Here is a 21,608-nt window from a genome sequence, read left to right as displayed (position 1 = left end):
ATTGGCAATGTCGCATATCTATTCAAACGAGTTCTTTGACTATATTGACCAGGGCGCCCGGCGGTCCGCAAACAGGCTAATTGCTTGCCTTCTAGGAAAAATCTCTGCGGACAGTGTCGTGGACTTTGGCTGCGGGCGGGGTGTGTGGCTGTCGGAGTGGCAGGCCGCGGGTTGCAAGGATATTGCCGGTGTCGATGGCGACTATGTGGATCGTGACAAGCTTGCGATACCGGCTGAGGCGTTTATCGGTGCAGATCTGTCCAAACCGGTCGAGCTTGGACGCCAGTTTGATTTGGCTCAGTCGCTTGAGGTCGGTGAACACTTGCCGCATGACGCGTCGGCCAGCCTGGTTCAGAGCCTGACCACACATAGCGATCTGGTCCTGTTCTCAGCCGCCGTTCCGGGGCAGGGCGGCGAGTTTCACATAAATGAACAGCGCCTGTCCTTTTGGCAGGGTTTGTTCGCTGAACGGGGATACACGGCCTATGATTGTTTGCGGCCTGAGATGTTCGGGGATCAATCGATCGAACCCTGGTATCGGTATAATTCTGTCCTCTATGCGAACCAATCAGGGGCAGTCCGGCTGTCTCAGGACGTGCTGGATACCAAAGTCGCGCCCGGCGCGTTGAAAGAGGTCGGCAGTTTAGGCTGGACCCTACGCAAGCTGGTTGTGCGTGCCTTGCCCCGGTCGGCTGTCACCGCGATCGCGCAGGTCCGGGCCTCTGTTATTGCAAGGTCATATGGCGACAAATCATGACGGAAAAAACACCTCGGCAGGAGTTTCTTTTTCTGTCCCTGCTTTGCACCGCTGCGTTGTTCCTGATCAACTGGCCACAGCTTTTCGACCCTTTCGTACGTCATGATGATTTCCCGGCGCTGCTGGGCTGGACCGAGATTGCCTACCACAAGGCCTTGGATGAAGGTCGTTGGTTGAACTACTGGTGGCAGTTCCGGCCATTTCTATGGCCCTCACAGATAAGCATGTATCTCTATAACATAGCCTGGGGCTTGTTCTCGGCTGCGGCGGCAGTCGCGATCATGGAGCGTTCGGACCCGATCTGGTATAAAGGCTATCTTGCGCTATTCATTGCGTTTTCGGTTCCAGCATTCCTGATTTCATACTGGTTCAACACGTTGCTGCCGGGGATCTGGGTTATCACCTTGTACAGCCTGGCAGTTCTGTTTCTTCCGCATCGTGTGTCGCTGGCCCTGTTGGTTCTGGCAGTGCCCTTATCCTTCATGGCCTACACGACCTATCCGTTCTTGTTGCTGACACTGATCCTACTGTCAAACAAGGCGCCAAAAACCTATACCAGCGTCGCTGTTACGCTGATCATTTTCTTTGTCAGCCTGGTTCTGGCGCTCCTGTGTGTTTACACCCTGAACTACTTCTATCATGGCATATTCGGTATTCCGGTTGCTGAATGGCGTGGGCCGAACGAAGTCAATTCGGTCGATGACCTGCTGCTGAACCTTACCAAGGTCAAAGTATTCCTCCGATCCATCATCTATACGATGGGCGGAGGGACAATCAGCTATGGCTTGATGCTCTTGGCCCTATTTGCAGGCGCCTGGGGGTTCATGTTTACCCGAAGACGGATGTTTGCCGTCGCGATCCTGATGGCTGCACTTGCTGGTCTGGCACCGCTTATCCTCAAGGCGATGATGTCGGGGGTGCAGGTCCCGGTTCGGGCGTTGAACTGGCTTTGGATCTTGTTTGGGGTGGTGCTGACTTCGTGTGGGGTTCAGTTTCTGCAGTCTTCAAAAAGATGGTTAAGTGTTTCGCGTATCTTGTTGATGTGCGTGTTGATGATCAATTTGATGCTCATTGGCAAAACATCGTTTATGTTCATCCCGCCTTGGCAAAAAGCAACGCGCGCATTGGCGCAAAGCCTGCCTGAACAGGTCGAAACCGTATATATCTATGGGCATTTTCTTGGCGTGAATGGCGCGGCAGACGCCAGAGTTCAATTCGAACGGGGGCTGCGGTTGCGGTTAAACTATCTGACCGGGGCCGAGATCATCATGTGCTGGAAGCAGCCCGATAGATGCGATGGGATTACACCTCCGTTCGATCCAGGCGACTGGGTCTCGACGCCTGTTGTCGCATCAACTGGTGACCAGGCCTTTATCCTTTTGCCGCGTCCCAATCTGGGGCCCTGATCAAAAGGTGAGTTGTAACAGGTTTGAGAAAATTCTATGAATGCGCCCACTTGGGCTGTCCGGCATTCAAGGACACAGACCCCAACCCCTGTTGGAACACCCGGACATGATTGACCTGAGCGACCACAAACCTCTGCGAAAAAGTCGCAACTATCTGATTTATCAGCACCCCGAGGTCGAAGGGGCGCTGCTGAAAGTGCGGGTGGACGAACCTGTGCGTAGCCATTTTTTGCCGCGTTATGCCGAATGGCGCTATGGCAATCTGCGCCAATGGAACCGCGAAGCAAACGAATATCTGGCGGCGCTCAACCGTGGATGCCCCGAGATCGAAAGGTTGGCGCAATTCATGGGATATGCGCCAACATCAGCGGGCCCGGCGATAGTGGTGGAAAAACTGACCGGCCCGGACGGAGATCTTGCGCCAACCCTGCATTCGGAACGCGTCGCGCTGGCCAAGGATCAGGCCGGACGTGAACGTCTTCATGCCGAATTGATGGAACTGTTTGACGATCTCGAAAGTGGCCGGATCATTGTGGGTGACATGGGGTTCGAAAACATCGTTCGTGCGCAGGAAAGAGGCGGCAAGCTGACCGTGATTGACGGCGTTGGCGAGAGGGTTCTTTTTCCGCTGTCACTGGTCAGCGAAACAGCGTTTCGCAAGTCAATCGACCGTCGGCGACAGAGGATGTCGAGTGGCTTTGGTTTAATGAAGACCTGACCACTAAACTGCTACGCGCAAGGGAAACGCGCGTTCGACCTCTTTTGCTATCTCCGCAATCAGCGCTTTTGTCACGGCGTTGCGGTTGTTCATCTGAACCCGCGCGACATAGGCAAGCTCTGGAGGGGTCGGAAAGACATCGTTGATGACTTCCATGTCTGGCGTAATGTGCATCCCGTTCAATAGCGCTATGCCCAGCCCTGATCGAACAGCCGACTGGATTCCTGCTGCACTTGGACATTCCAGGATATTGTCAAAACGGTGGTCCTGCTGCTGACTGTCTTCCATTCCCCACCTTCGGTAGAAACACTGTGTGTCAAAGGACAGAAACGGAACCGGTTCTGACAGATTCAGGCGATAGTCGGGTGATTTGACCCAATGAAGGGAATCCTGAAACAGGATCAGATCTTCGGGCTGCACGTCGTTGCGAAATATCTGAATCACCGCCAAGTCTAATTCACCGGCCTTCAACCAATCCTGAACATTCAGGCTTTGACCAGTGCGGGTTCGTACGCGAACATCGGGGTACAGCCGCGTGAAACGTCCAAGAATTTGGGCGATCCCGCTGGTTGTCGCATCCTCGGTCATGCCAAGCCGCAAGTGGCCGGTGAGCGGCCTGTTACCAAGTGAGGCCACCGCTTCGTCATGCAGAGTGGTAATTCGACGGGCGTATTCACAAAGACGCAGCCCGTCTTCTGTGAACAGGGGGGCACCTTTGCGACGAGTCAGCAGTTTGCAATTCAGTGCGCGCTCTAAACGGCCGATCTTATGGCTGACTGCCGATTGCGAAAGCGCCAGATGTCGGGCCGCACGGGTTACACCACCATAGGTCGCGATTGCGAGCAGCGCGCGCAAGGCGTCTATTTCCAAACGTTCGTTCATGATTTCCCATGACAGATTTTGATCATTGAATGATAATCATTCATTTGCGGCAAAGGCAAATGTCAGATTAGGTATCGCGAACACAATGTACGCGGAGCTTCGAAATGAACAATCTATACCCGGAGGATATCACAGACTTCGAACATCAATCGGCATGCAAATCTGGTCCGCTGACGCTGTCTTCTTCTTTCGGCAAAGGAAAGTGTAACTGATGACGAAAGACAGAACAGCTAACCGCCGCCTGACAACACTGTTTGAGATCACCGGATCGGTTCTGGCCATGGCTTATGCCTTGCTGATTGCTTCGAATATTGGCGCTGAGATTCTTGGATTCTCTCTACTGTTGGTGTCGTCTGCACTGTTTGCCGCATGGGCATTGATTGATCGGCGCTGGACGTTTTTGCTGTTGCAGGCGTTCTATGCGACCTCTGCCATTATTGGACTGATCCGTTGGGCATAAACTTGGTGTAGGGTTGCCGCCAGGAACTTGTTAGGACGGATCTATGACGGATCAGGACAGAATCGATATCGGCTTTCTGCTGTTTGATGGCTTTCCGATGGCTTGTTTGACATCGGTGATCGAACCCCTGCGGGCGGCCAATGAAATCGCAGGTCATCAAGCGTTTAGATGGTCGCTGGTTTCTGAACGTGGTCAAAAGGTTCAGTCAAGCGCAGGGGTTGGGTTCGAAGCAGATCGCGCGTTGGCGGACTGCAGGAATATCGACATTCTATTCCTGCTCAGCAGCCCGTCTTCGGTCTTTGACAACGCTGTTAGCGGCAATGCCTTGCTGCGTGGTCTTGGGAGGCACGGAACAGTTCTGGGCGGGATCAGCGGTGGCGTATTCCCTCTTGTGCGATCCGGTGCAATGGCAGGTCAGCCGGTCTCGGTCCACTGGTGCTATGAGGCGGCATTTGAGGCCGAGTTTCCCGATATGGACGCCCGGAGCGAAGTGATCGTGCGCACCGTGACGCGCTATACCGCCGCCGGTGCAGCAGCAGGGTTCGACCTGGCACTGCATTTGGTTCACGATCGCTTGGGCGGTGACATTGCGCATGAGGTTGCGTGCTGGTTTCAACATCCGATGATGCGCGGTGCGGCAGTGCGTCAGCAGGTGCCCAATGCGACAGCGCCGAAAACGGGAGACCGCCTTCCACCGCTTGTTTCACGCAGCGTTGAAATGTTTGCCGCCAATTTAGGTCAAGCGATCTCGATTGCTGAAGTTGCGAAACAAATGGGCGTCACGCCTCGTCAGATCGAGCGGGCATTCAAACAGGCAACCGGACACAGCCCCAGCCATTATTACCGCGCAATGCGGATGAAGGCGGCGCGTCAGATGGTGGTTTATACCAAAGACCCCATTTCCCAGATCGCGGCCGCTGTCGGCTATGGATCTGTCGCGCCCTTGGTGACGCATTACCGGTCGGCTTTTGGCCTGAGCCCCAGCGAGGACAGGCGCCGCATCAACCGTTTCCGGGTTGAGGATAACGCCCCTTTGCCCTCGGTCTAGGCGCTGGCTAAAGCGCCGATCGCATCGCCGTCAGGATCGCATGGTGCAGAGATTTGGCGGACGAGCGCGGACCATACAGGCTGTAGTGATCCGAACTACGACACAGCACGAAACAGCCAATATGGTGGATCGAGCTGCGCGCCGCCGTTCCCTTAGTCAATATGCGCAGATCCAACTGGCACAAAAGCTCCAGCACTGCTTGAATGTTCGCACCAGCCAGGTCGAAACGCACCCAGGCATCGGTCTGTTCCGTGACTGAGGCCGCAGACCCAACCGCAGATTTCACCTGCGTAGCAAGGTCCTCGTGCGTGTCATGCGGTGCTTCAACCATCCATTGCTCTGGCCCCGCCCAAAAGGCGGTGATTGCGGTTCCTTCAAACCTCTGGACCTTTGGTGCCTCAGCGCAAATCAGTTTCTTCAATGCGGCTTTGGCCGCTGTTTCCTGACCGAGCCGCGCCGCGACTGATGCCAACGCCACGCCCGGTATCTCGGAACAGGTGACAGGCCCAACCGTGTCTACCCGAGGGTCAGCCGCGCCGAGGGCGGTTATCGCAACCAGATTATCCACGCAGACGTTCTCCTTCCGGGTCAACGAAATGGGCCGAGACAATTTCCACCTCGACCGTCAGGTCCGTCAGCGGCGAGACAAGGCGCATTTTCTCGCCCAGCCTGTCGCCGCCGTTTTTCAACAATCCCAGCCCGATGCTACTGTTCAGAATGGGCGAGTAGACGGCTGAGGTGACATAGCCCTGATCATGGGCCGCATCGACCGGGCCATCGTTCTTCATCAGGTGGCCACCAGCTGTCACTTTGTTTTCGGGTTCCAACGGCTTGATCCCGACCAGCATCAGAGCGTCCGGTTGATTCAGTGCCTCGCGTTCCGACAGGGTTGATCCGATACTGTCCTTCTTTTTGGACACCATGCGGCCCATTCCCAGGTTCAGGGCGGTTGTGGTGCCGTTCAACTCGCTGCCAGCAGCGTGCCCCTTTTCAACCCGCATCACGCCCAGTGCCTCGGTGCCATATGGGACAACGTCGAACTCTTCGCCCTCGGCCATCAGCTTGCGCATCAATGCGTCGCCATAGCGAGAGGGAACCGCGATTTCGAATGCCAGCTCGCCTGAAAAGGAAATCCGGAACAGCCGCGCCCGAAGACCGCCGCACACGGTGATGGTTCCACAGGCCATAAAGGGAAAGGCCTCATTCGAGATGTCGAATTCCGGGTCGATGATTTTTCGCAGCAGCTTACGGGAATTGGGCCCGGCAACTGCATATTGCGCCCATCCTTCTGTGGTGGATATCAGCTGCACATCCATGTCCGGGCACAGGCACTGGCGCACGAATTCCATGTGGCGATAGACGACTACGGCATTTGCGGTCGTGGTAGTGACGACGAAATGATCCTCGGCCAGCCTTGCCGCTGTGCCATCATCCATCGCCATGCCATCTTCGCGCAGCATCAGGCCATACCGGGTTTTGCCGACCGCAAGCTTGGCGAAACCATTGGCATAGACCCGGTTCAGGAACGCTGCCGCATCGGTACCCTGCACGTCGATTTTGCCCAATGTCGTGCAGTCGCACACCCCGACCGAGGCACGCGTCTGACGCACTTCACGGTCCACGCTCTCGCGCCAATGGGTCTCGCCGGGCAGGGGGAACCACTGCGCGCGCAGCCAGTTGCCAACCTCGACAAACACCGCGCCGCGTTCTTCGGCCCAGTGATGTGAGGGCGTCAGGCGGGTAGGGTGGAACTCTTTGCCCTTCATCCGGCCTGCGAAAGTAGCAATCGGGACGGGGGTATAGGGCGGGCGGAAGATGGTGGTACCGGTCTCGGGGATCGACTTACCGGCCAGCTCGGCCATGATCGCCAGCCCGCCGATATTCGAGGTCTTGCCCTGGTCCGTGGCCATGCCCAGCGTGGTATAGCGTTTCAGATGCTCGACCGAACGGAAGCCCTCCTGATAGCTGAGACGGACATCCTTGACCGTCACATCGTTCTGTTGGTCAAGCCAGGCGCGTTTGCAGCCCTGGACGTACCAGAATGGTGTCTGCGCGATGGGCGCGTCCTCGGCCTCGGGCAGATCGGGTTTGGCACTGGTAAGGTCCAAAGCGGCGATTGCGGCCTCGGCGCCAGAGCGCAGCGCGCCGTGGGTCGACATATCGCCGTTTGCCGCGCCGGCAACGGACATGCCCACCGGCAGGTCCGCGCCGGGAACAAAGGCGGCCAGCGTCTCATCCCAGGTGGGGCGGCCCCGCTGATGACAGGTCATGTGGACATTCGGGTTCCACCCACCAGAAACGCCCAAGGCACCACATTCCAATGTCCGGGTTGAGCCATCGGGCAGGGCGACTTCGACAAAACTCAGCCCCAGACGGCCCTTGGTATTTGTGACCTGAGCGCCCTGTAGAACTTCGTATTCGTGGCTGATTGGCGCGTCCTTGCGTACATCGATCACCGCGGTGATTTTCACACCTTTGGCGTGCAGATCAGCTGCGGTGCGGTGACCGTCATCGTTGTTGGTAAAGACCGCGACGCGCTGCGATACCGCTGCTCCAAACCGGTTGGCATAGGTCCGCAGGGCGCTGGCTGTCATGATGCCGGGGCGATCATTGTTCTCGAATGCGATTGGCCGCTCGGTCGCGCCTGCGCACAGCAGCGCCTTTTGGGTATAGATACGCCACAGGATTTGCCGGGGTTTGCCTGCGGGCAGACTGGGCAGGTGATCGCCCGTACGCTCGACCGCGCCATAAATTCCGTGGTCAAACGCGCCGATGACCGTGGTGCGCGGCATCAGGCGCACATTGGGAAGCGCGGACAGCTCGGCCACAGCCTGCGCCGCCCAGTCAGACGCCGCAGCATCGTCAATGATGAGTGTTTCGCTGTTCAGGCGACCGCCAAGGGCGAAATCCTCATCCGCCAGAATGACGTCCGAGCCCGCACGACCAGCGGTCAAAGCGGCCATAAGCCCGGCTGGTCCGGCACCGATGATCAGCAGATCGCAATGGCGAAAGCCCTTGTCGTATTCGTCCGGGTCCTCTTGCATCGAAAGCGATCCAAGCCCGGCTGCGCGACGGATTGTAGGCTCGTACAGCTTTTCCCAGAAGGCTGCAGGCCACATGAAAGTCTTGTAGTAGAAACCCGCAGACAGGAAGTTGGAAAACATGTCATTCACGGCCAGCGCGTCGAATTTCAGGCTGGGCCAGCGGTTCTGTGATCGCGCCTCAAGCCCCTCGAACATCTCGATGGTTGTTGCGCGGGTATTGGGCTCTTTGCGGGCACCCGAGCGTAGTTCGACCAGGCCGTTCGGCTCTTCGGATCCTGCGGTCAGCAATCCGCGCGGACGGTGGTATTTGAAAGACCGCCCGATCAGACGCACATCATTGGCCAGCAGGGCAGATGCCAAAGTGTCGCCGGGATGGGCGGTATAGCTGCGCCCGTCAAAGCGGAAGTTCAGCGTTGTATTGCGGTCGATCTGTCCGCCATTCAGCCGGTTCACCTGCGTCATTTGGAGCGCCCCCGTTCGCGGGCCACATCGCGGGCCAGTTCCACCTTTGAAATCTCGTGGGTCAGCGTGTTGCGCGTGACTACCAGCCAGGATCGGTCACCTGTTTCGTGGTACCAAAGTTCACGGTGCTCGCCTGCCGGGTTGTCACGCAGATAGGCATAGTCGTGAAAGACCTCGGCGGCATTTTCCGCCTGCCAATCGGGGCGGTCAATCAGCGCGGCGTCGCCCAGATAGGTGAATTCCGATGCGTCGCGAGGCCCAAGAAGGGGGTGGTTGATTATCATGTCTGCTGTCCCCTTTAATGCAGGTTGGGCTGATTGCCCGCGCCTTTTTCGTCGATCATCCGGCCGGTGCGGAACCGGTCCAACCGATAGGCCGTTGCGACAGGGTGCGGTTCGTCCTTCGCAAGCAGATGTGCAAAGCAATAGCCCGAAGCCGGAGTTGCCTTGAACCCGCCATAGCACCAGCCCCCGTTGAAATAGAGGCCCTCGACCGGCGTTTGGTCAATGATCGGAGAGCCATCCATCGACATGTCCATCACGCCACCCCACATCCGCAGCAACCGGGCGCGTCCGATCATCGGCATCAATGCCATGCCACCTTCGCAAACATCCTCGACCACGGGCAAGTTGCCGCGTTGGGCATAGGTGTTATAGCCGTCAAGATCGCCACCAAACACCAGCCCGCCCTTGTCGGACTGACTGACATAAAAATGCCCCGCGCCATAGGTGATGACACTGGGCAGGACAGGCTTTAGCCCCTCAGATACAAAGGCTTGTAGAACGTGGCTTTCGATAGGCAGGCGCAGTCCGGCCATCCCCATAACGCGCCCCGAACTGCCCGCAACTGCGCATCCGACTTTGGAGGCGCCGATAAAGCCCTTAGTCGTTTCGACCCCAAGACATTTGCCATCTTCGATCCGCAGCCCGGTAACTTCACAGTTCTGGATAATATCGACGCCATGCAGGTCGGCTGACCGGGCATAGCCCCAGGCCACTGCATCATGGCGCACGGTGCCGCCGCGCCGTTGAACAAGGCCGCCCTTGATCGGAAAGCGAGCGTCGTCGAAATTCAGATAAGGGTGTTCGCGCCGCACCTGATCTGCGTCCAGCAATTCGGCATCGGCCCCGTTCAGGATCATCGCATTGCCACGTCGCGTATAGGCGTCACGCTGTCCGTCTGTATGGAACAGATTGACGATACCGCGCTGACTGACCATTGCGTTATAGTTCAGGTCCTGCTCGAGCCCTTCCCACAGCTTCAGCGAGAACTCATAGAACGGCTCATTCCCATCCAGCAGGTAGTTCGAGCGAATGATCGTGGTGTTTCGGCCCACATTTCCGCCACCGATCCAGCCTTTCTCGATTACGGCAACATTTCGTTGGCCGTAGATTTTGGAAAGGTAATGCGCGGTTGCCAGACCATGCCCGCCGCCGCCGATTACGATGATGTCGTAATGGGCCTTAGGTTCAGGTTCACGCCAAACCGGTTTCCACCCTTTGTGGCCGGTTAGCGCCTCTTTGAAAACTCGAAAGCCGGAATATCTCATGAATCGGACCTTTTCTTCCAAACTTCATTATTTTCGGGCGCGGCGATATCCCCATATGCGACATGGGTGTGTCTGAATCAGACCCTCAGGCACAAGAAATAAGGCCGGAAAACCAATCGGTGAAATCCGATACCTCGGCTGAGTTGCGAAGGACGGATAAAAAATAGCCCTCACTGGCGGGTGCGGAATCTTTGCTGGCAAGGCGGACTTTGCCTGATTTCAGGGCGTGCTCTGCGATGATAGAGTTCACCAGCGCAACACCGCTGCCTGAAACAGAAAGTTGCAGGGCGAGGCCATAGGAATCCACAAAATATGATGGCTTGCGCAGTTTCTGGCCGGTGATTTCACCCCATGACGCCCAACTGTCCGATGTGCCAACGGATTCGATCAGAGGCAGATCAAGCCAATTGCCGCTTAGATTCGGCGACACCACCGGGACAAGGCGATTGGGATTCAACGGTTTCGCATTTTTCCCGACTTGTTTTTCTGAACCAAAGCGTACCTCAATATCGGCGCGCGATGCTGCATATTCGTCGGGCCAGATAGTGCTGACAAATCGGAGTGAGGTTTCGGGGTGCTGGGCCTGAAATTCGGGTAATGCCGGCGAGATGACCCATTCGATGATGCTGATAGAGGCTGCCACCGTGATATGGCGAGCTTTTTCTTCGGCCAAATAGGGTGAGGCTGCGGAGTGCAACATATCCAAGGCTGCCTCGACCTGTGGCAGCAGCTTCCGCCCTTCATCCGTCAAAGAAAGACCGCGCGCGTGGCGGTGGAACAGAACGACGCCCAGACGGGTTTCCAAGGATTTGATTTGTTGGCTGACTGCGGATTGCGTCAACCCGATCTCATCTGCCGCCGCGGTCGAACTGAGCCGCCGCGCGGCCGCTTCGAATGACCGAAACCACGTTAGAGGAGGGAGTGTTTTTGCCATCGGTAACTGACCTATTATTGTTATTAATACCTAAGGCTCAAGTTCTTTCGTTTGTCAAAAGATGTTTCTAACGGTGATATTTCCTCAGGCAGATTTGGGGAGACGGCAGTGCAGCCAAATATCAGAAAAATAGTGACTTTCGACGAAGAGGTTCTGGTTGAAGGATTTCGGGCAGCGGAACGCCCGTGGCGCATGTTTGCCGTAGCGGCGGTTGTGTCGAACCCCTGGGCTGGCCGGTATGTCGAGGATCTGAGACCGGAAATTCTGGCCTATGGGCCTGTGCTGGGGCAAATGTTGACTGACCGGATGGTCACGCTTGCAGGCGGTGGCGAGGTGGTCGAAGCCTATGGCAAAGCGGCGGTTGTTGGGCTGGATGGCGAGGTCGAACATGCCTCGGGCCTGATCCACACGCTGCATTTCGGGAATTACTATCGTCAAGCGGTTGGGGCCAAGTCCTATCTGTCCTTCACCAATACCCGCGGTCCGGCGAACACTCCGATCATGGTGCCCATGATGGACAAGAATGATGCCGGGCGTAGATCGCATTATTTGACGCTGCAGTTTGCAATCCCCGACGCACCGCGCGCGGATGAAATTGTGGTCGTGCTGGGTGGTGCAACCTCGGGCCGTCCCCATCATCGGATCGGCGACCGTTATCAGGATCTCAAGGATTTGGGCCATGACGTGGACAACCCGGCCTCGGTCTGAACTCAGCACCCTGGCGGTGATTGATCAGGGCAAAGGGCCATTGGTCATTCTGCTGCATGGGGTTGGCCTGCGGGCCGAGGCGTGGGGCGCGCAGATCGACGCTCTGGTCGCGGCGGGGTATCGTGTCTTGTGCCCGGATATGTCAGGACATGGTCAGTCGAGCTTTGATCATCCGACTGGCTTGGAGGCATACGTGCACCGCACGGCGTCCGTGCTAACAGAGCCCGCTGTCTTGATCGGCCATTCAATGGGCGCCCTGATAGCGCTCCGACTGGCGACGGATGTGCCAGATAGCGTTCTTGGCGTTGCGGCATTGAATGCGATCCATCGGCGTCCGGCTGCCGCGCGCAAGGCCGTCGTCGCACGTGCCTCGGCCTTGGACGTATCGGGGCCAAATGATCCCACTGTCACGTTGCAACGTTGGTTTGGCGAAGCCTCGTCCGCCGAGCGACTGGCCTGCATGCGCTGGCTGACTGAGGTTGATCCGGCGGCCTACAAATCCGCGTATACCGCTTTTGCCGAAACGGACGGTCCTTCCGATGATGAACTGGCCCGTATCGCTTGTCCCGCCTTGTTCATGACCGGCGCGGATGAGCCGAATTCGACGCCTGAAATGTCTCGGGACATGGCGCGTTTGGTTCCCTCGGGACAAGCGGCAATCATCGCAGGTGCCGCCCATATGTTGCCGATGACTCATCCCGTCGAGGTAAACGCGCAGCTGTTGGAATTTGTGGGGGGGTGCCAGCCATGACAAGTATGGACCCCCGAGCTTTGCGTGACGCCTTTGGCAGCTTTATGACCGGGGTGACAGTGGTGACGGCACGGGATCCGCAGGGCGCGCCAGTTGGGTTCACCGCAAACTCGTTTTCGTCCGTATCGCTTGACCCGCCATTGCTGCTGGTGTGTCCGGGGAAGTTTCTGTCCAGCCACGATATTTTCGCCAACTGCAACCAGTTTGCGGTGAATATACTCGCAGATGGGCAGCAAGAGATATCGAATACCTTCGCCGGGTATAAAGGGGATCGGTTTGCAAAGGTCGCGCACAGCAACGGTCTTTTCGATCTGCCCCTGATCGACGGGGCGCTGGCGCAGTTTTGCTGTAAGACCCATCAGGTCCTTCCGGCCGGCGATCATACCGTATTGATCGGAGAGGTGGCTGAGTTTTCGCACTCGGTCGGGCAGGGGCTTGGATATGTTGGCGGGTCGTATTTCAGCCTTGGGCTTGAGCGGGAAGTGGACGCCATGGTGCCCACGATCTGCGGCGCGATCATCCGCAATGGCGACAGCGTTTTGCTTGAGCAGAACAGCGGCGCCTATCGTCCCATTCAGATCGCCGGGGTTGAACGCGGCGGGCAGCGAAACCGGCTGAGCCAGGGCCTGTCCGAACGCGGGCTGACGGTGCAGGTCGAACAGGTCTATTCGTCCTTCGATGATGCCGAAACCAAGCAACATTATACCTATTTTCTGGCCAGCTGCCCCCGGCCAACGCCGCTTGAGGGCGCCGAATGGATCAAAACGGATGATCTTCCGACCCTGAAATACGTGTCCGGCGGTGTCCGCCACATGATGACCCGCTATGCGATTGAAGCCAAAGAGGGGGATTTCGCTCTCTACCTCGGTGACGCCTCGCAGGGTGACATTCACAGTTTACGATAAAGGAGCAGGTCTATGGAATTCTCCCTGTTTGCCCATATGGAACGTTTGTCGCCAGATCAGCCGCATGACGTTCTGTATGACGAATTCGTCAGCCTTGTGAAAATGGCGGACGAGGGCGGGATGCGCGCCGTCTGGACGGGTGAGCATCACGGGATGGAGTTCACCATCGCGCCCAACCCCTTTATCTCGCTAGTCGATCTGGCTCATCACACCCGGAATGTACGGCTGGGGACGGGTACGGTAGTCGCCCCGTTCTGGCATCCGATCAAATTGGCCGGAGAGGCCGCCGCGGCAGATCAGATTACCAAAGGCCGGATCGAACTGGGGATCGCACGCGGCGCATATTCGTACGAGTATGAGCGCCTGATGCCGGGGATGGATGCCTGGGAGGCGGGCCAGCGGATGCGCGAAACCACCCCTCTGCTTCCGCAAATCTGGCAGGGCGATTGCGCGCATGAGGGTGAGTTTTATTCCTTTCCGGCGACCACATCTGCGCCGAAACCGTTTCAGAAAAACGGTCCGCCGATCTGGATCGCGGCGCGGGACCCCAATAGTCATGAATTCGGTGTCCACAACGGGTTTAACATCCAGGTCACCCCCCTGTGGCAGGGCATGGAAGAGATTGAAACGCTGATGGACCGCTTCAATGCAGCCTGCGACAGCAATACCGGACCGCGCCCCAAAATCATGCTGTTGCATCATACATATGTTGGCAAGGACACAGACGATGTTGCGCAAGGCGTTCAGGAATTGCGCCGGTATTACAACTATTTCGGTGCCTGGTTCATGAACAAACGCCCGGTCGAGCAAGGGTTGATCCAACGGATCACCCCGGACGAGATGGATGCCAACCAGATGTACACAAGTGATAAGCTGGCGCGCGACCTGACGGTTGGTACAGCGCAGCAGGTTATCGACCGGATCAAACGTTATGAAGATTTGGGCTATGATGAGTTTTCGTTCTGGGTCGACAGCGGGATGACGAACGAGCGAAAACGTGCCTCTTTGGCGCGGTTCATCGACGATGTCATGCCAGCCTTTCAGTGAGGAACACTATGGGAAATCTACCGCATTTTCAGCTTTTCATTGATGGCGCCTGGTCTGAGGGGGCGACGTCTCAGGTTATGACATCTGCAAATCCCGCAACTGGGCAGGGGTGGGCTACGTTTTCCTGTGCGGCACCTGAGGATGTCGACAGGGCAGTCGCCGCCGCCAAACGTGCGCTTGATGATCCGCAATGGCGCGACATGACGGCCACCGCGCGCGGCAAGCTTCTTTATCGCCTGGCCGACCTAGTTGCCGAAAACGCTGCACGGCTTGGAGAATTTGAGACAACAGACAGCGGTAAACTGCTGGCAGAAACCTCGGCGCAAACTGGGTATGTCGCGGATTACTACCGCTATTTCGCAGGGCTTGCGGATAAGGTTGAAGGGACGGTTCTGCCCATCGACAAGCCGGATATGCATGTGTTTACCACGCGCGAACCCATTGGTGTTGTCGCGGCTATTGTGCCCTGGAATGCACAAATGTTCCTGACGGCGACCAAGTTGGGCCCGGCGCTTGCGTCTGGGTGTACCGTCGTGCTGAAGGCATCCGAAATCGCGCCGGCCCCGATGCTGGAGTTCGCGCGTTTGATTGAACAGGCAGGATTCCCCGCGGGCGTTGTCTCGGTCATCACCGGGGATGCGGAAAACTGTGCAATTCCACTGACCCGCCATCCCGATCTGGATCGCATCGCCTTTACCGGTGGCCCCGAGACAGCGCGCCATGTGGTCAGGAATTCCGCCGAAAACTTCGCCGTCACTTCGCTGGAGCTTGGTGGCAAATCGCCGATACTTGTTTTTGAAGACGCGGATCTGGATGGGGCCGCAAATGGCCTGATCGCCGGAAACTTTGGCGCGTCAGGGCAAAGTTGCGTTGCGGGCACGCGCGGGCTGGTGCAGCGATCCGTTCTGCAAGATCTGATCGGCCGCATCAAAGAAAAGGCGGGTGCAATCGTTTTGGGTGACCCGCTGGAGGCCGGTACCCATGTCGGACCGCTATGTACCATGGCGCAAGTGAACAAGATCGAAGAGACCCTGGCCAAGTCAGCGGAGCAGGGGGCCGTGGTCCATTTCGGCGGGCAACCTGCGGATCGGCCCGGCAATTACATGAACCCAACACTGGTCGAGTGCATATCGCCCGAGACCGAGACGTTGAAAGTTGAGATGTTTGGCCCGGTTATGTCTCTGCTGCCCTTCGATACCGAAGAAGAGGCCATCGCATTAGCCAACAGCACGGTCTTTGGGTTGGGGTCTGGCGTGTTCACGCAGAACCTGGCGCGGGCGCATCGGGTGTCCAAGCGGATCAAGTCGGGGATTTGCTGGGTGAACACCTATCGCGCGATCTCTCCCATCGCGCCGTTTGGCGGGTTTAACCAATCGGGGTATGGGCGTGAGGCCGGGGTTGAGTCGATCCTCGATTACACCCGGACTAAGACCACCTGGATCAGCACCTCGCAAGAGCCGATGGCGAACCCGTTTGTGATGCGCTAGGTCTGTTGTCAGACAGATATCGGAGCGCGGTCATGAAGTTGAAACATCCGAATTTTGAACCTCCGGCAGACGCAAATGACCGGAGGTCGATCCCTCCGGTCATTTGCTATCTGCCCGAAACGATACCGCACCCTGATCTGGCTGCGTTGAGTGACCTAAGGCAGCATGCGGTGAAAACCGCCGAAGCCATCGCCGCCCCGCGCGATGCGGCCTGTATCGAAGTACCTGCCGGGGCCTTCGTACGGGTGTTATCGGTCGATGGCCCGCAGGTCGGTGATCTGAACATGTGGAACAAGCTCGACCTGACCGAGCGGTTCTATTCCGGCAAGACCCGCGCGCTGCATGGCACGCATCTGTCGACCGGGGACCGGATGTGGTCAAGTTTCCCGAATATGCGGCCCATGGCGACCATCGTCACGGATACTCTGGATTGGTATGGGTTCGATGCTTTCGGCGGATCGGTGCATGACGTGATCGGGACGCGCTGTGACCCCTATACCGGGCGATTGCTGTCTGGCGATGACTATCATTATTGCTGCCATTCTAACCTAACGCGCGCATTGGCCAGCCATTGTGGCCTGCCTCTGCACGAGGCCGAAATGCATGTCCACGACGTGTTGAACGTCTTTATGTGCACCGGATTTACGCAAGAAACGGGCCAGTACTTTATGAAGGCAAGCCCGGTGCGTCCGGGTGATTACCTAGAGTTCTACGCCGAGATTGACCTGATCGTGGGTCTTTCAGCGTGTCCCGGGGGCGATTGCTCGTCCGAGCATTCCTCGGACGCAGCCGCCTGTTACCCATTGGTGATGGAGGTCTATGACCCCGGAGAAGAATCCCGAAATGCGCATGTACAGCCCCAGCGATCTGCTTATGACCGCACCCATGGGGCAGGCTAAGCGGTCAGGCGTTTCCCAAGCCGGTCCAGCATCCGGCAACATAGGTCCAGCTGTTCGATCTCGACGAACTCATCAGCTTTATGGGCCTGCGTGATCGAGCCCGGACCGCAGACAATCGCGTGGGTGCCAAGTCGCTGAAATAGGCCAGCCTCGGTGGCGAATGACACGACACCGGTGCCATTTGCGCCGGTCAGCTCGGCCACCAGTTTGCGGGCGGCGTTTTCTTCCATCGGCTCAAGGCCTGCAACCTCGGCGGTGATGTCCTGCGTGATGCTGGCCTCGCTGTGGACGGCTTGCATTTCGGGCAGCAGGCTATGGGTCACATAGTCAGACAGGGTCTGCTTGACGAAATCCGCATCGCTGGCCTGAACCGGGCGCATTTCCCAACCGACATCGGCTTTGCTGGCAATGACGTTATGGGCGACGCCGCCATTGAAGAAGCCGACGTTTATGGTGGTCCAGGGCGGTTCAAACGGGCTGTTTGTCGGGGCCCGGGATTTCAATATCTGGCGCAGTTCAAGAAGCTTCCCAACATAGCGCGCTGCATATTCCGCCGCATTCACCCCATCATCAGGGGCCGAGCTGTGTCCTTCGAGCCCGACAAATCGTGTCGTGTATTCATAGCACCCCTTATGCCCTTCGATCAGGCACATTTCGGTGGGCTCTCCGATTATTGCGATATCTGGCACAATTCCTCGTTCGGAAAGATCGTTCACCATGTTCTGCGCGCCCAAACATCCGGTTTCTTCATCATAGGTGAAGGCAAAGTGCAGCGGTTGGGTCAGTTTTCTGGCATCCAGCGTTTCGGCAAGTGCAAGTGCGGCGGCGATGAAGCCCTTCATGTCACAGGTGCCACGTCCGTAAAGTCTGCCATCTTTCTCGGTCATCAAAAACGGGTCTGATGTCCAGTTCTGATCCGCGACGGGAACCACGTCCGTGTGGCCGGATAACAGGATGCCGCCGGGAATGTCTGGGCCTATGGAAGCAAATACATTGGCCTTGGTGCCAGTATCATCCTGGGTTTCGATGCAGCGTGCACCCAAGGCCTGCAACCTGTCCCTTAGATAGCTGATGATCTGAAGATTGCTGTCTGCAGATACCGTTTCAAACGCGATCAGATCGGCGAGGATATCTTGGGTTCTTTGCAGGGTCATGGCTTTACAAACAGCTTTCTTGGGCGGTTACAGTAACATTCGGCAGGACCGGTATCGGTTATCAGGATCGACTCGGTGATCTCTAACCCCCAGTCATTCAACCAGAGGCCAGGCATAAAGTGAAACGTCTTGCCAGGTTCCAGGATTGTCTCATCCTCGGGACGCAGAGATATCGTGCGCTCACCCCAGTCCGGGAGATAGCTCAGACCCACTGGATAGCCGCAGCACGCGCGGCTTTCAATGTGGACGTATCTGACAATCAGGCATCCACACTGTATGTCGTTCCCCATTAGTATCCTGATTGCGTCCCCACTAGATCGGGTCTGCGTCATGAAAGACCAAAACGCCCTGATGGACGTAGAACGACCACCCCTCGTATCCGGTTAGCCACGTCATGTTCGAAGGGGCTTCGAAGAACAGCGCGTCCAGCCCGGCCTTGGCCATGGCTTTTCGTGTTTTGGACAGCTGGCGGTTAAATTCCCCCCGTGTGAATGCCGGATTCACATAGCTCATCGGATCCTCGTGTCGTGATTAGAGACGTGTTGACAGAACTTTACGAATCCGATCACGTCAATGGACAACTCAGGAAGGAAATACTGTTGAAACTCAGTTCAAACCCACACCGCGGCAAGGAAAAATTGATTCCTGATGCTCCATTTCCTTCGATAAACGCGGCTCGCGTAGCTGATTTGTTAACAGTATGCCCTGCAGCAGCAGAAACCAATCTGGTTGAAGCCAAGGATTTGGCCAATGTCGCCGATCTATGGGTCAAAGATGAGCGTGGGCGCATGAACCTCGGGTCATTCAAGGCTTTGGGGGCTGCCTATGTCATCGCCCGTCACGCTGCTGATCTGGCGCAGACACCGGATGAGTTTACTTTACGCGGGATAACCTATGTCACCGCTAGCGCGGGTAACCACGGGATGAGTGTAGCAGCAGGTGCACGGATATTTGGGGCTGATGCAGTGGTCTATATCGCCGAAACCGTACCTGAAAGTTTCGCGGAACGCCTTCGTGCGCAAAAAGCCAGGGTCGTTCGTCAAGGCACGGATTATGCCGCCAGTATGGAGGCTGCTGGCAAAGCGGCGCAGGCTAACGGTTGGACATTGCTATCTGACAGTTCGTGGGACGGGTATTACGAGCTGCCGCACACCCTGATGGAGGGGTATCTGCAGATGGCTGCAGAAGCGGTGCGCCAATGCCCAAATGCGCCCACGCATATCATTTTGCAGGCCGGGGTAGGTGGGCTGGCAGGGGCGGTTGCAGCTTATGCGCGCCATGCCTGGGGGGATGGACCCAAGATCATTGTCGTGGAACCCGAAGCGGCCCCTGCGTTGCAAGCCAGTATCGAAGCAGGTACCTGCGTCTTTGCGGATGGGCCTGACAGCATCATGGGGCGGCTGGACTGTAAAGAACCCTCGCTGATCGCGCTGAATGGTCTGGCGCGGGATGCAGACTGTTTTCTGACGCTCTCGGATGACGACGTGGTGCGGTATTTACCGGCCATGGCAGAGGCTGGGTTGGCGACAACTGCTTCGGGCGGGGCGGGCGTCGCAGCAGCGATGAATGCAGATGTCTGCGAGGCCCTGAACATTGGGAGCGATGCCCAAGTTCTGTGCATTTTATCCGAAGTGCCGGATTGAAGAAGGTCAAGAAACATCTGAATCCTGCCCCGGAATAAGCGCAGGAAGCCGCAAGTTAAGAGGGTGCAACTGCCCCCAAAGGCAGAATCCGATTGCGCCTGAAAACGGGAGGTGCGCAAATCCGAACCTCCGCCCTATCAAAATGAGATTTATTGCCCCCCAAAGCGCGGTTTTTAGATTGGATTGCGCCAGATAATTTTGGCGTTTTCCAATCGGTCGAGGAATTTCGACATGCGAATCTCTCAGCACCTCAGTATCGATGCCGAGGTCTGGGTTGCGAGATGTGGTGGTTTAGGTTGTAATTATAACCTATTAAAAATATTATATTAATGTTGTGGGTGAGGAAGTTGAATAGAGGCGAATGAAGCAAGTTAATTACGCTATTCAAGGCCTTGCGTTGCGGGCGAGATATCGAAATATCAGTTGAGCAGAAGTGAATTTCAGGATTCTTTGTCGCCTAGCTGTCACATTTATGGTTGCGTGGTTGGTCCCCCATGTCCTTAAATAGGGTGGACTGGTCTTTGAGATCCGGATGAACCGGGCAAGCAAAGACCGCACAGGGGAGCCAAGTTGGTAATGTCAAATGACGCAGCGTTCGTCGAATTTCAGCGTGTTCAAAAATCTTATGACGGCGAGATACTCGTCGTAAAAGATCTTAACCTCTCAATGCCAAAGGGTGAGTTTCTGACAATGCTGGGCCCCTCTGGGTCTGGCAAGACAACTTGCCTAATGATGTTGGCCGGATTTGAAACCGCTACTCATGGCGAAATCATGTTGGACGGACGCCCGATCAACAACATTCCACCACATAAGCGCGGGATTGGCATGGTGTTTCAAAACTATGCATTGTTCCCGCATATGACTGTGGCTGAAAACCTTTCGTTCCCGCTTGAAGTGCGCAACATCGGCAAAAGCGATCGGGAAGAAAAAGTGAAGCGTGCGCTGGATATGGTCCAGATGGGCGCCTTTGGCAGCCGCCGTCCGGCGCAACTGTCCGGCGGTCAGCAACAGCGGATCGCCTTGGCCCGTGCCTTGGTGTTCGAGCCCGAGCTGGTCTTGATGGACGAGCCACTGGGCGCGCTGGACAAGCAACTGCGTGAACATATGCAGTTCGAGATTACCCGTCTGGCGCATGAGCTGGGGATTACGACAGTTTACGTGACCCACGACCAGACAGAGGCGCTGACGATGTCGGATCGCGTGGCCGTGTTCGACGACGGACGCATCCAGCAGCTTGCGCCGCCGGATCTGCTGTATGAAGAGCCCGAAAACAGCTTTGTTGCCCAATTCATTGGCGAAAACAACACGTTGGAAGGCGTTGTTAAATCAATCAGCGGCGACTCCTGCGTGGTTGCTCTGGATGATGGGTCAGAAATCGACGCCAAACCGGTCAATGTCACTGCAGCCGGTGAACGGACCAAGGTTTCAATCCGTCCCGAGCGGGTCGAATTCAACAAAGATCGCCTGCATGCTGATGCGCATACGCTCAAGGCGACTGTCAAAGAATTCATCTATATGGGTGATGTCTTCCGGTTCCGCCTGTCCGTGGCGGGTAATGAAGACTTTATCATCAAGACCCGAAACGCCCCTGACGCGATTCGGTTGTCGCCCGGCCAGGAAGTTGAAATCGGTTGGTTGGCCCATGATTGCCGGGCACTTGACGCCTGATGCAGAACGTCCCCTGGTGGATCGCTGGGGGTAAATGGCGGCCGGGTTGCCCCGTGATCCGGTCTGTTCAGAAATTTACGGGTATA

The 21,608-nt window shown here is 56.8% G+C and carries 21 protein-coding genes and 2 pseudogenes; 13 read left to right on the top strand and 10 right to left on the bottom strand.

The annotated features are described in order from the left end of the window. Positions 1–7 precede the first annotated feature (7 nt). The 3 genes from AC2FJW_RS01755 to AC2FJW_RS01745 are packed head-to-tail and all read left to right on the top strand — an operon-like array spanning position 8 to position 2,881. Positions 8–757 carry a methyltransferase domain-containing protein gene (locus tag AC2FJW_RS01755; protein ID WP_142634211.1) on the top strand — a complete coding sequence of 250 codons (750 nt, stop codon included), beginning with the start codon at positions 8–10 and terminating at the stop codon, positions 755–757. Next, a complete protein-coding gene (locus AC2FJW_RS01750; RefSeq protein WP_496749054.1) occupies positions 754–2,163 on the top strand; it encodes a hypothetical protein in 1,410 nt (469 codons plus the stop codon). Before AC2FJW_RS01755 ends, AC2FJW_RS01750 begins: the two co-directional genes overlap by 4 nt. Before the next feature lie 40 nt (positions 2,164–2,203). Next, positions 2,204–2,881, top strand: a complete 678-nt coding sequence (locus AC2FJW_RS01745; protein ID WP_496700845.1) for a YrbL family protein — start codon at positions 2,204–2,206, stop codon at positions 2,879–2,881. Positions 2,882–2,884: 3 nt separating this feature from the next. On the opposite strand, the gene AC2FJW_RS01740 is transcribed toward AC2FJW_RS01745, so the two are convergent. Then, the gene (locus tag AC2FJW_RS01740; protein ID WP_496700846.1) at positions 2,885–3,763 is read right to left on the bottom strand and encodes a LysR family transcriptional regulator; all 879 of its coding nucleotides are present in this window, start codon (positions 3,761–3,763) and stop codon (positions 2,885–2,887) included. Positions 3,764–3,974: 211 nt separating this feature from the next. On the opposite strand from AC2FJW_RS01740, the gene AC2FJW_RS01735 reads away from it, so the two are divergent. Together AC2FJW_RS01735 and AC2FJW_RS01730 are read left to right on the top strand one after the other, a co-directional pair. Beyond that, positions 3,975–4,223 carry a hypothetical protein gene (locus tag AC2FJW_RS01735; protein WP_496749053.1) on the top strand — a complete coding sequence of 83 codons (249 nt, stop codon included), beginning with the start codon at positions 3,975–3,977 and terminating at the stop codon, positions 4,221–4,223. 43 nt (positions 4,224–4,266) lie between these two features. Continuing rightward, positions 4,267–5,271 (top strand): GlxA family transcriptional regulator, encoded by a 1,005-nt coding sequence (locus AC2FJW_RS01730; RefSeq protein ID WP_496693249.1) that lies wholly within the window; start codon positions 4,267–4,269, stop codon positions 5,269–5,271. A gap of 7 nt (positions 5,272–5,278) precedes the next feature. Here AC2FJW_RS01730 and AC2FJW_RS01725 read toward each other — a convergent pair whose 3' ends face one another. From AC2FJW_RS01725 to AC2FJW_RS01700, 6 genes and pseudogenes are all read right to left on the bottom strand, one after another. Continuing rightward, positions 5,279–5,839, bottom strand: coding sequence for a sarcosine oxidase subunit gamma (locus AC2FJW_RS01725; protein WP_496749052.1), 561 nt, complete (start codon positions 5,837–5,839; stop codon positions 5,279–5,281). Further along, positions 5,832–8,777, bottom strand: coding sequence for a sarcosine oxidase subunit alpha family protein (locus tag AC2FJW_RS01720; RefSeq protein ID WP_496749051.1), 2,946 nt, complete (start codon positions 8,775–8,777; stop codon positions 5,832–5,834). The genes AC2FJW_RS01725 and AC2FJW_RS01720 overlap by 8 nt, the downstream gene beginning before the upstream one ends. Continuing rightward, a complete protein-coding gene (locus tag AC2FJW_RS01715) occupies positions 8,774–9,061 on the bottom strand; it encodes a sarcosine oxidase subunit delta (protein ID WP_496690657.1) in 288 nt (95 codons plus the stop codon). The genes AC2FJW_RS01720 and AC2FJW_RS01715 overlap by 4 nt, the downstream gene beginning before the upstream one ends. Before the next feature lie 14 nt (positions 9,062–9,075). Further along, on the bottom strand, positions 9,076–10,326 hold the full coding sequence (locus AC2FJW_RS01710; RefSeq protein ID WP_496749050.1) for a sarcosine oxidase subunit beta family protein: 1,251 nt from the start codon (positions 10,324–10,326) through the stop codon (positions 9,076–9,078). An 85-nt stretch (positions 10,327–10,411) separates the two neighbouring features. Next, a complete protein-coding gene (locus AC2FJW_RS01705) occupies positions 10,412–10,999 on the bottom strand; it encodes a LysR substrate-binding domain-containing protein (RefSeq protein WP_496749175.1) in 588 nt (195 codons plus the stop codon). A 120-nt stretch (positions 11,000–11,119) separates the two neighbouring features. Then, positions 11,120–11,260, bottom strand: a pseudogene (locus tag AC2FJW_RS01700) (LysR family transcriptional regulator); the annotation flags it as partial. 108 nt (positions 11,261–11,368) lie between these two features. Here AC2FJW_RS01700 and AC2FJW_RS01695 point away from each other — a divergent pair. The 6 genes from AC2FJW_RS01695 to AC2FJW_RS01670 are packed head-to-tail and all read left to right on the top strand — an operon-like array spanning position 11,369 to position 17,057. Beyond that, complete coding sequence (locus AC2FJW_RS01695) at positions 11,369–11,968, top strand: amino acid synthesis family protein (protein WP_496749049.1); 600 nt, start codon at positions 11,369–11,371, stop codon at positions 11,966–11,968. Further along, entirely contained in the window at positions 11,940–12,719 is a 780-nt protein-coding gene (locus AC2FJW_RS01690) for an alpha/beta fold hydrolase (protein WP_496749048.1), read from the top strand. Before AC2FJW_RS01695 ends, AC2FJW_RS01690 begins: the two co-directional genes overlap by 29 nt. Continuing rightward, the gene (locus AC2FJW_RS01685; protein WP_496749047.1) at positions 12,716–13,624 is read left to right on the top strand and encodes a flavin reductase family protein; all 909 of its coding nucleotides are present in this window, start codon (positions 12,716–12,718) and stop codon (positions 13,622–13,624) included. Before AC2FJW_RS01690 ends, AC2FJW_RS01685 begins: the two co-directional genes overlap by 4 nt. 12 nt (positions 13,625–13,636) lie before the next feature. Continuing rightward, the gene (locus tag AC2FJW_RS01680) at positions 13,637–14,671 is read left to right on the top strand and encodes an LLM class flavin-dependent oxidoreductase (RefSeq protein WP_496709349.1); all 1,035 of its coding nucleotides are present in this window, start codon (positions 13,637–13,639) and stop codon (positions 14,669–14,671) included. Between the two features lie 8 nt (positions 14,672–14,679). After that, on the top strand, positions 14,680–16,158 hold the full coding sequence (locus tag AC2FJW_RS01675; protein ID WP_496749046.1) for an aldehyde dehydrogenase: 1,479 nt from the start codon (positions 14,680–14,682) through the stop codon (positions 16,156–16,158). Positions 16,159–16,190: 32 nt separating this feature from the next. Then, entirely contained in the window at positions 16,191–17,057 is an 867-nt protein-coding gene (locus AC2FJW_RS01670) for an urea carboxylase-associated family protein (protein ID WP_496749045.1), read from the top strand. Here AC2FJW_RS01670 and argE read toward each other — a convergent pair. From argE to AC2FJW_RS01655, 3 genes and pseudogenes are all read right to left on the bottom strand, one after another. Continuing rightward, on the bottom strand, positions 17,054–18,211 hold the full coding sequence (gene argE / locus AC2FJW_RS01665; RefSeq protein ID WP_496749044.1) for an acetylornithine deacetylase: 1,158 nt from the start codon (positions 18,209–18,211) through the stop codon (positions 17,054–17,056). The genes AC2FJW_RS01670 and argE overlap by 4 nt on opposite strands. Continuing rightward, positions 18,208–18,441: pseudogene (locus tag AC2FJW_RS01660) on the bottom strand (M24 family metallopeptidase); the annotation flags it as partial. The gene argE and the pseudogene AC2FJW_RS01660, both read right to left, overlap by 4 nt. Before the next feature lie 82 nt (positions 18,442–18,523). Next, on the bottom strand, positions 18,524–18,724 hold the full coding sequence (locus AC2FJW_RS01655; RefSeq protein WP_496749043.1) for an aminopeptidase P family N-terminal domain-containing protein: 201 nt from the start codon (positions 18,722–18,724) through the stop codon (positions 18,524–18,526). Positions 18,725–18,810: 86 nt separating this feature from the next. On the opposite strand from AC2FJW_RS01655, the gene AC2FJW_RS01650 reads away from it, so the two are divergent. Together AC2FJW_RS01650 and AC2FJW_RS01645 are read left to right on the top strand one after the other, a co-directional pair. Further along, positions 18,811–19,854, top strand: coding sequence for a pyridoxal-phosphate dependent enzyme (locus AC2FJW_RS01650; protein WP_496749042.1), 1,044 nt, complete (start codon positions 18,811–18,813; stop codon positions 19,852–19,854). 576 nt (positions 19,855–20,430) lie between these two features. After that, the gene (locus AC2FJW_RS01645; protein ID WP_496749041.1) at positions 20,431–21,522 is read left to right on the top strand and encodes an ABC transporter ATP-binding protein; all 1,092 of its coding nucleotides are present in this window, start codon (positions 20,431–20,433) and stop codon (positions 21,520–21,522) included. The last annotated feature ends 86 nt before the right edge of the window (positions 21,523–21,608 follow it).

Source organism: Ruegeria sp. CDSA020 (genome assembly GCF_059612345.1).
This window is presented reverse-complemented; position numbering and strand designations above follow the sequence as displayed.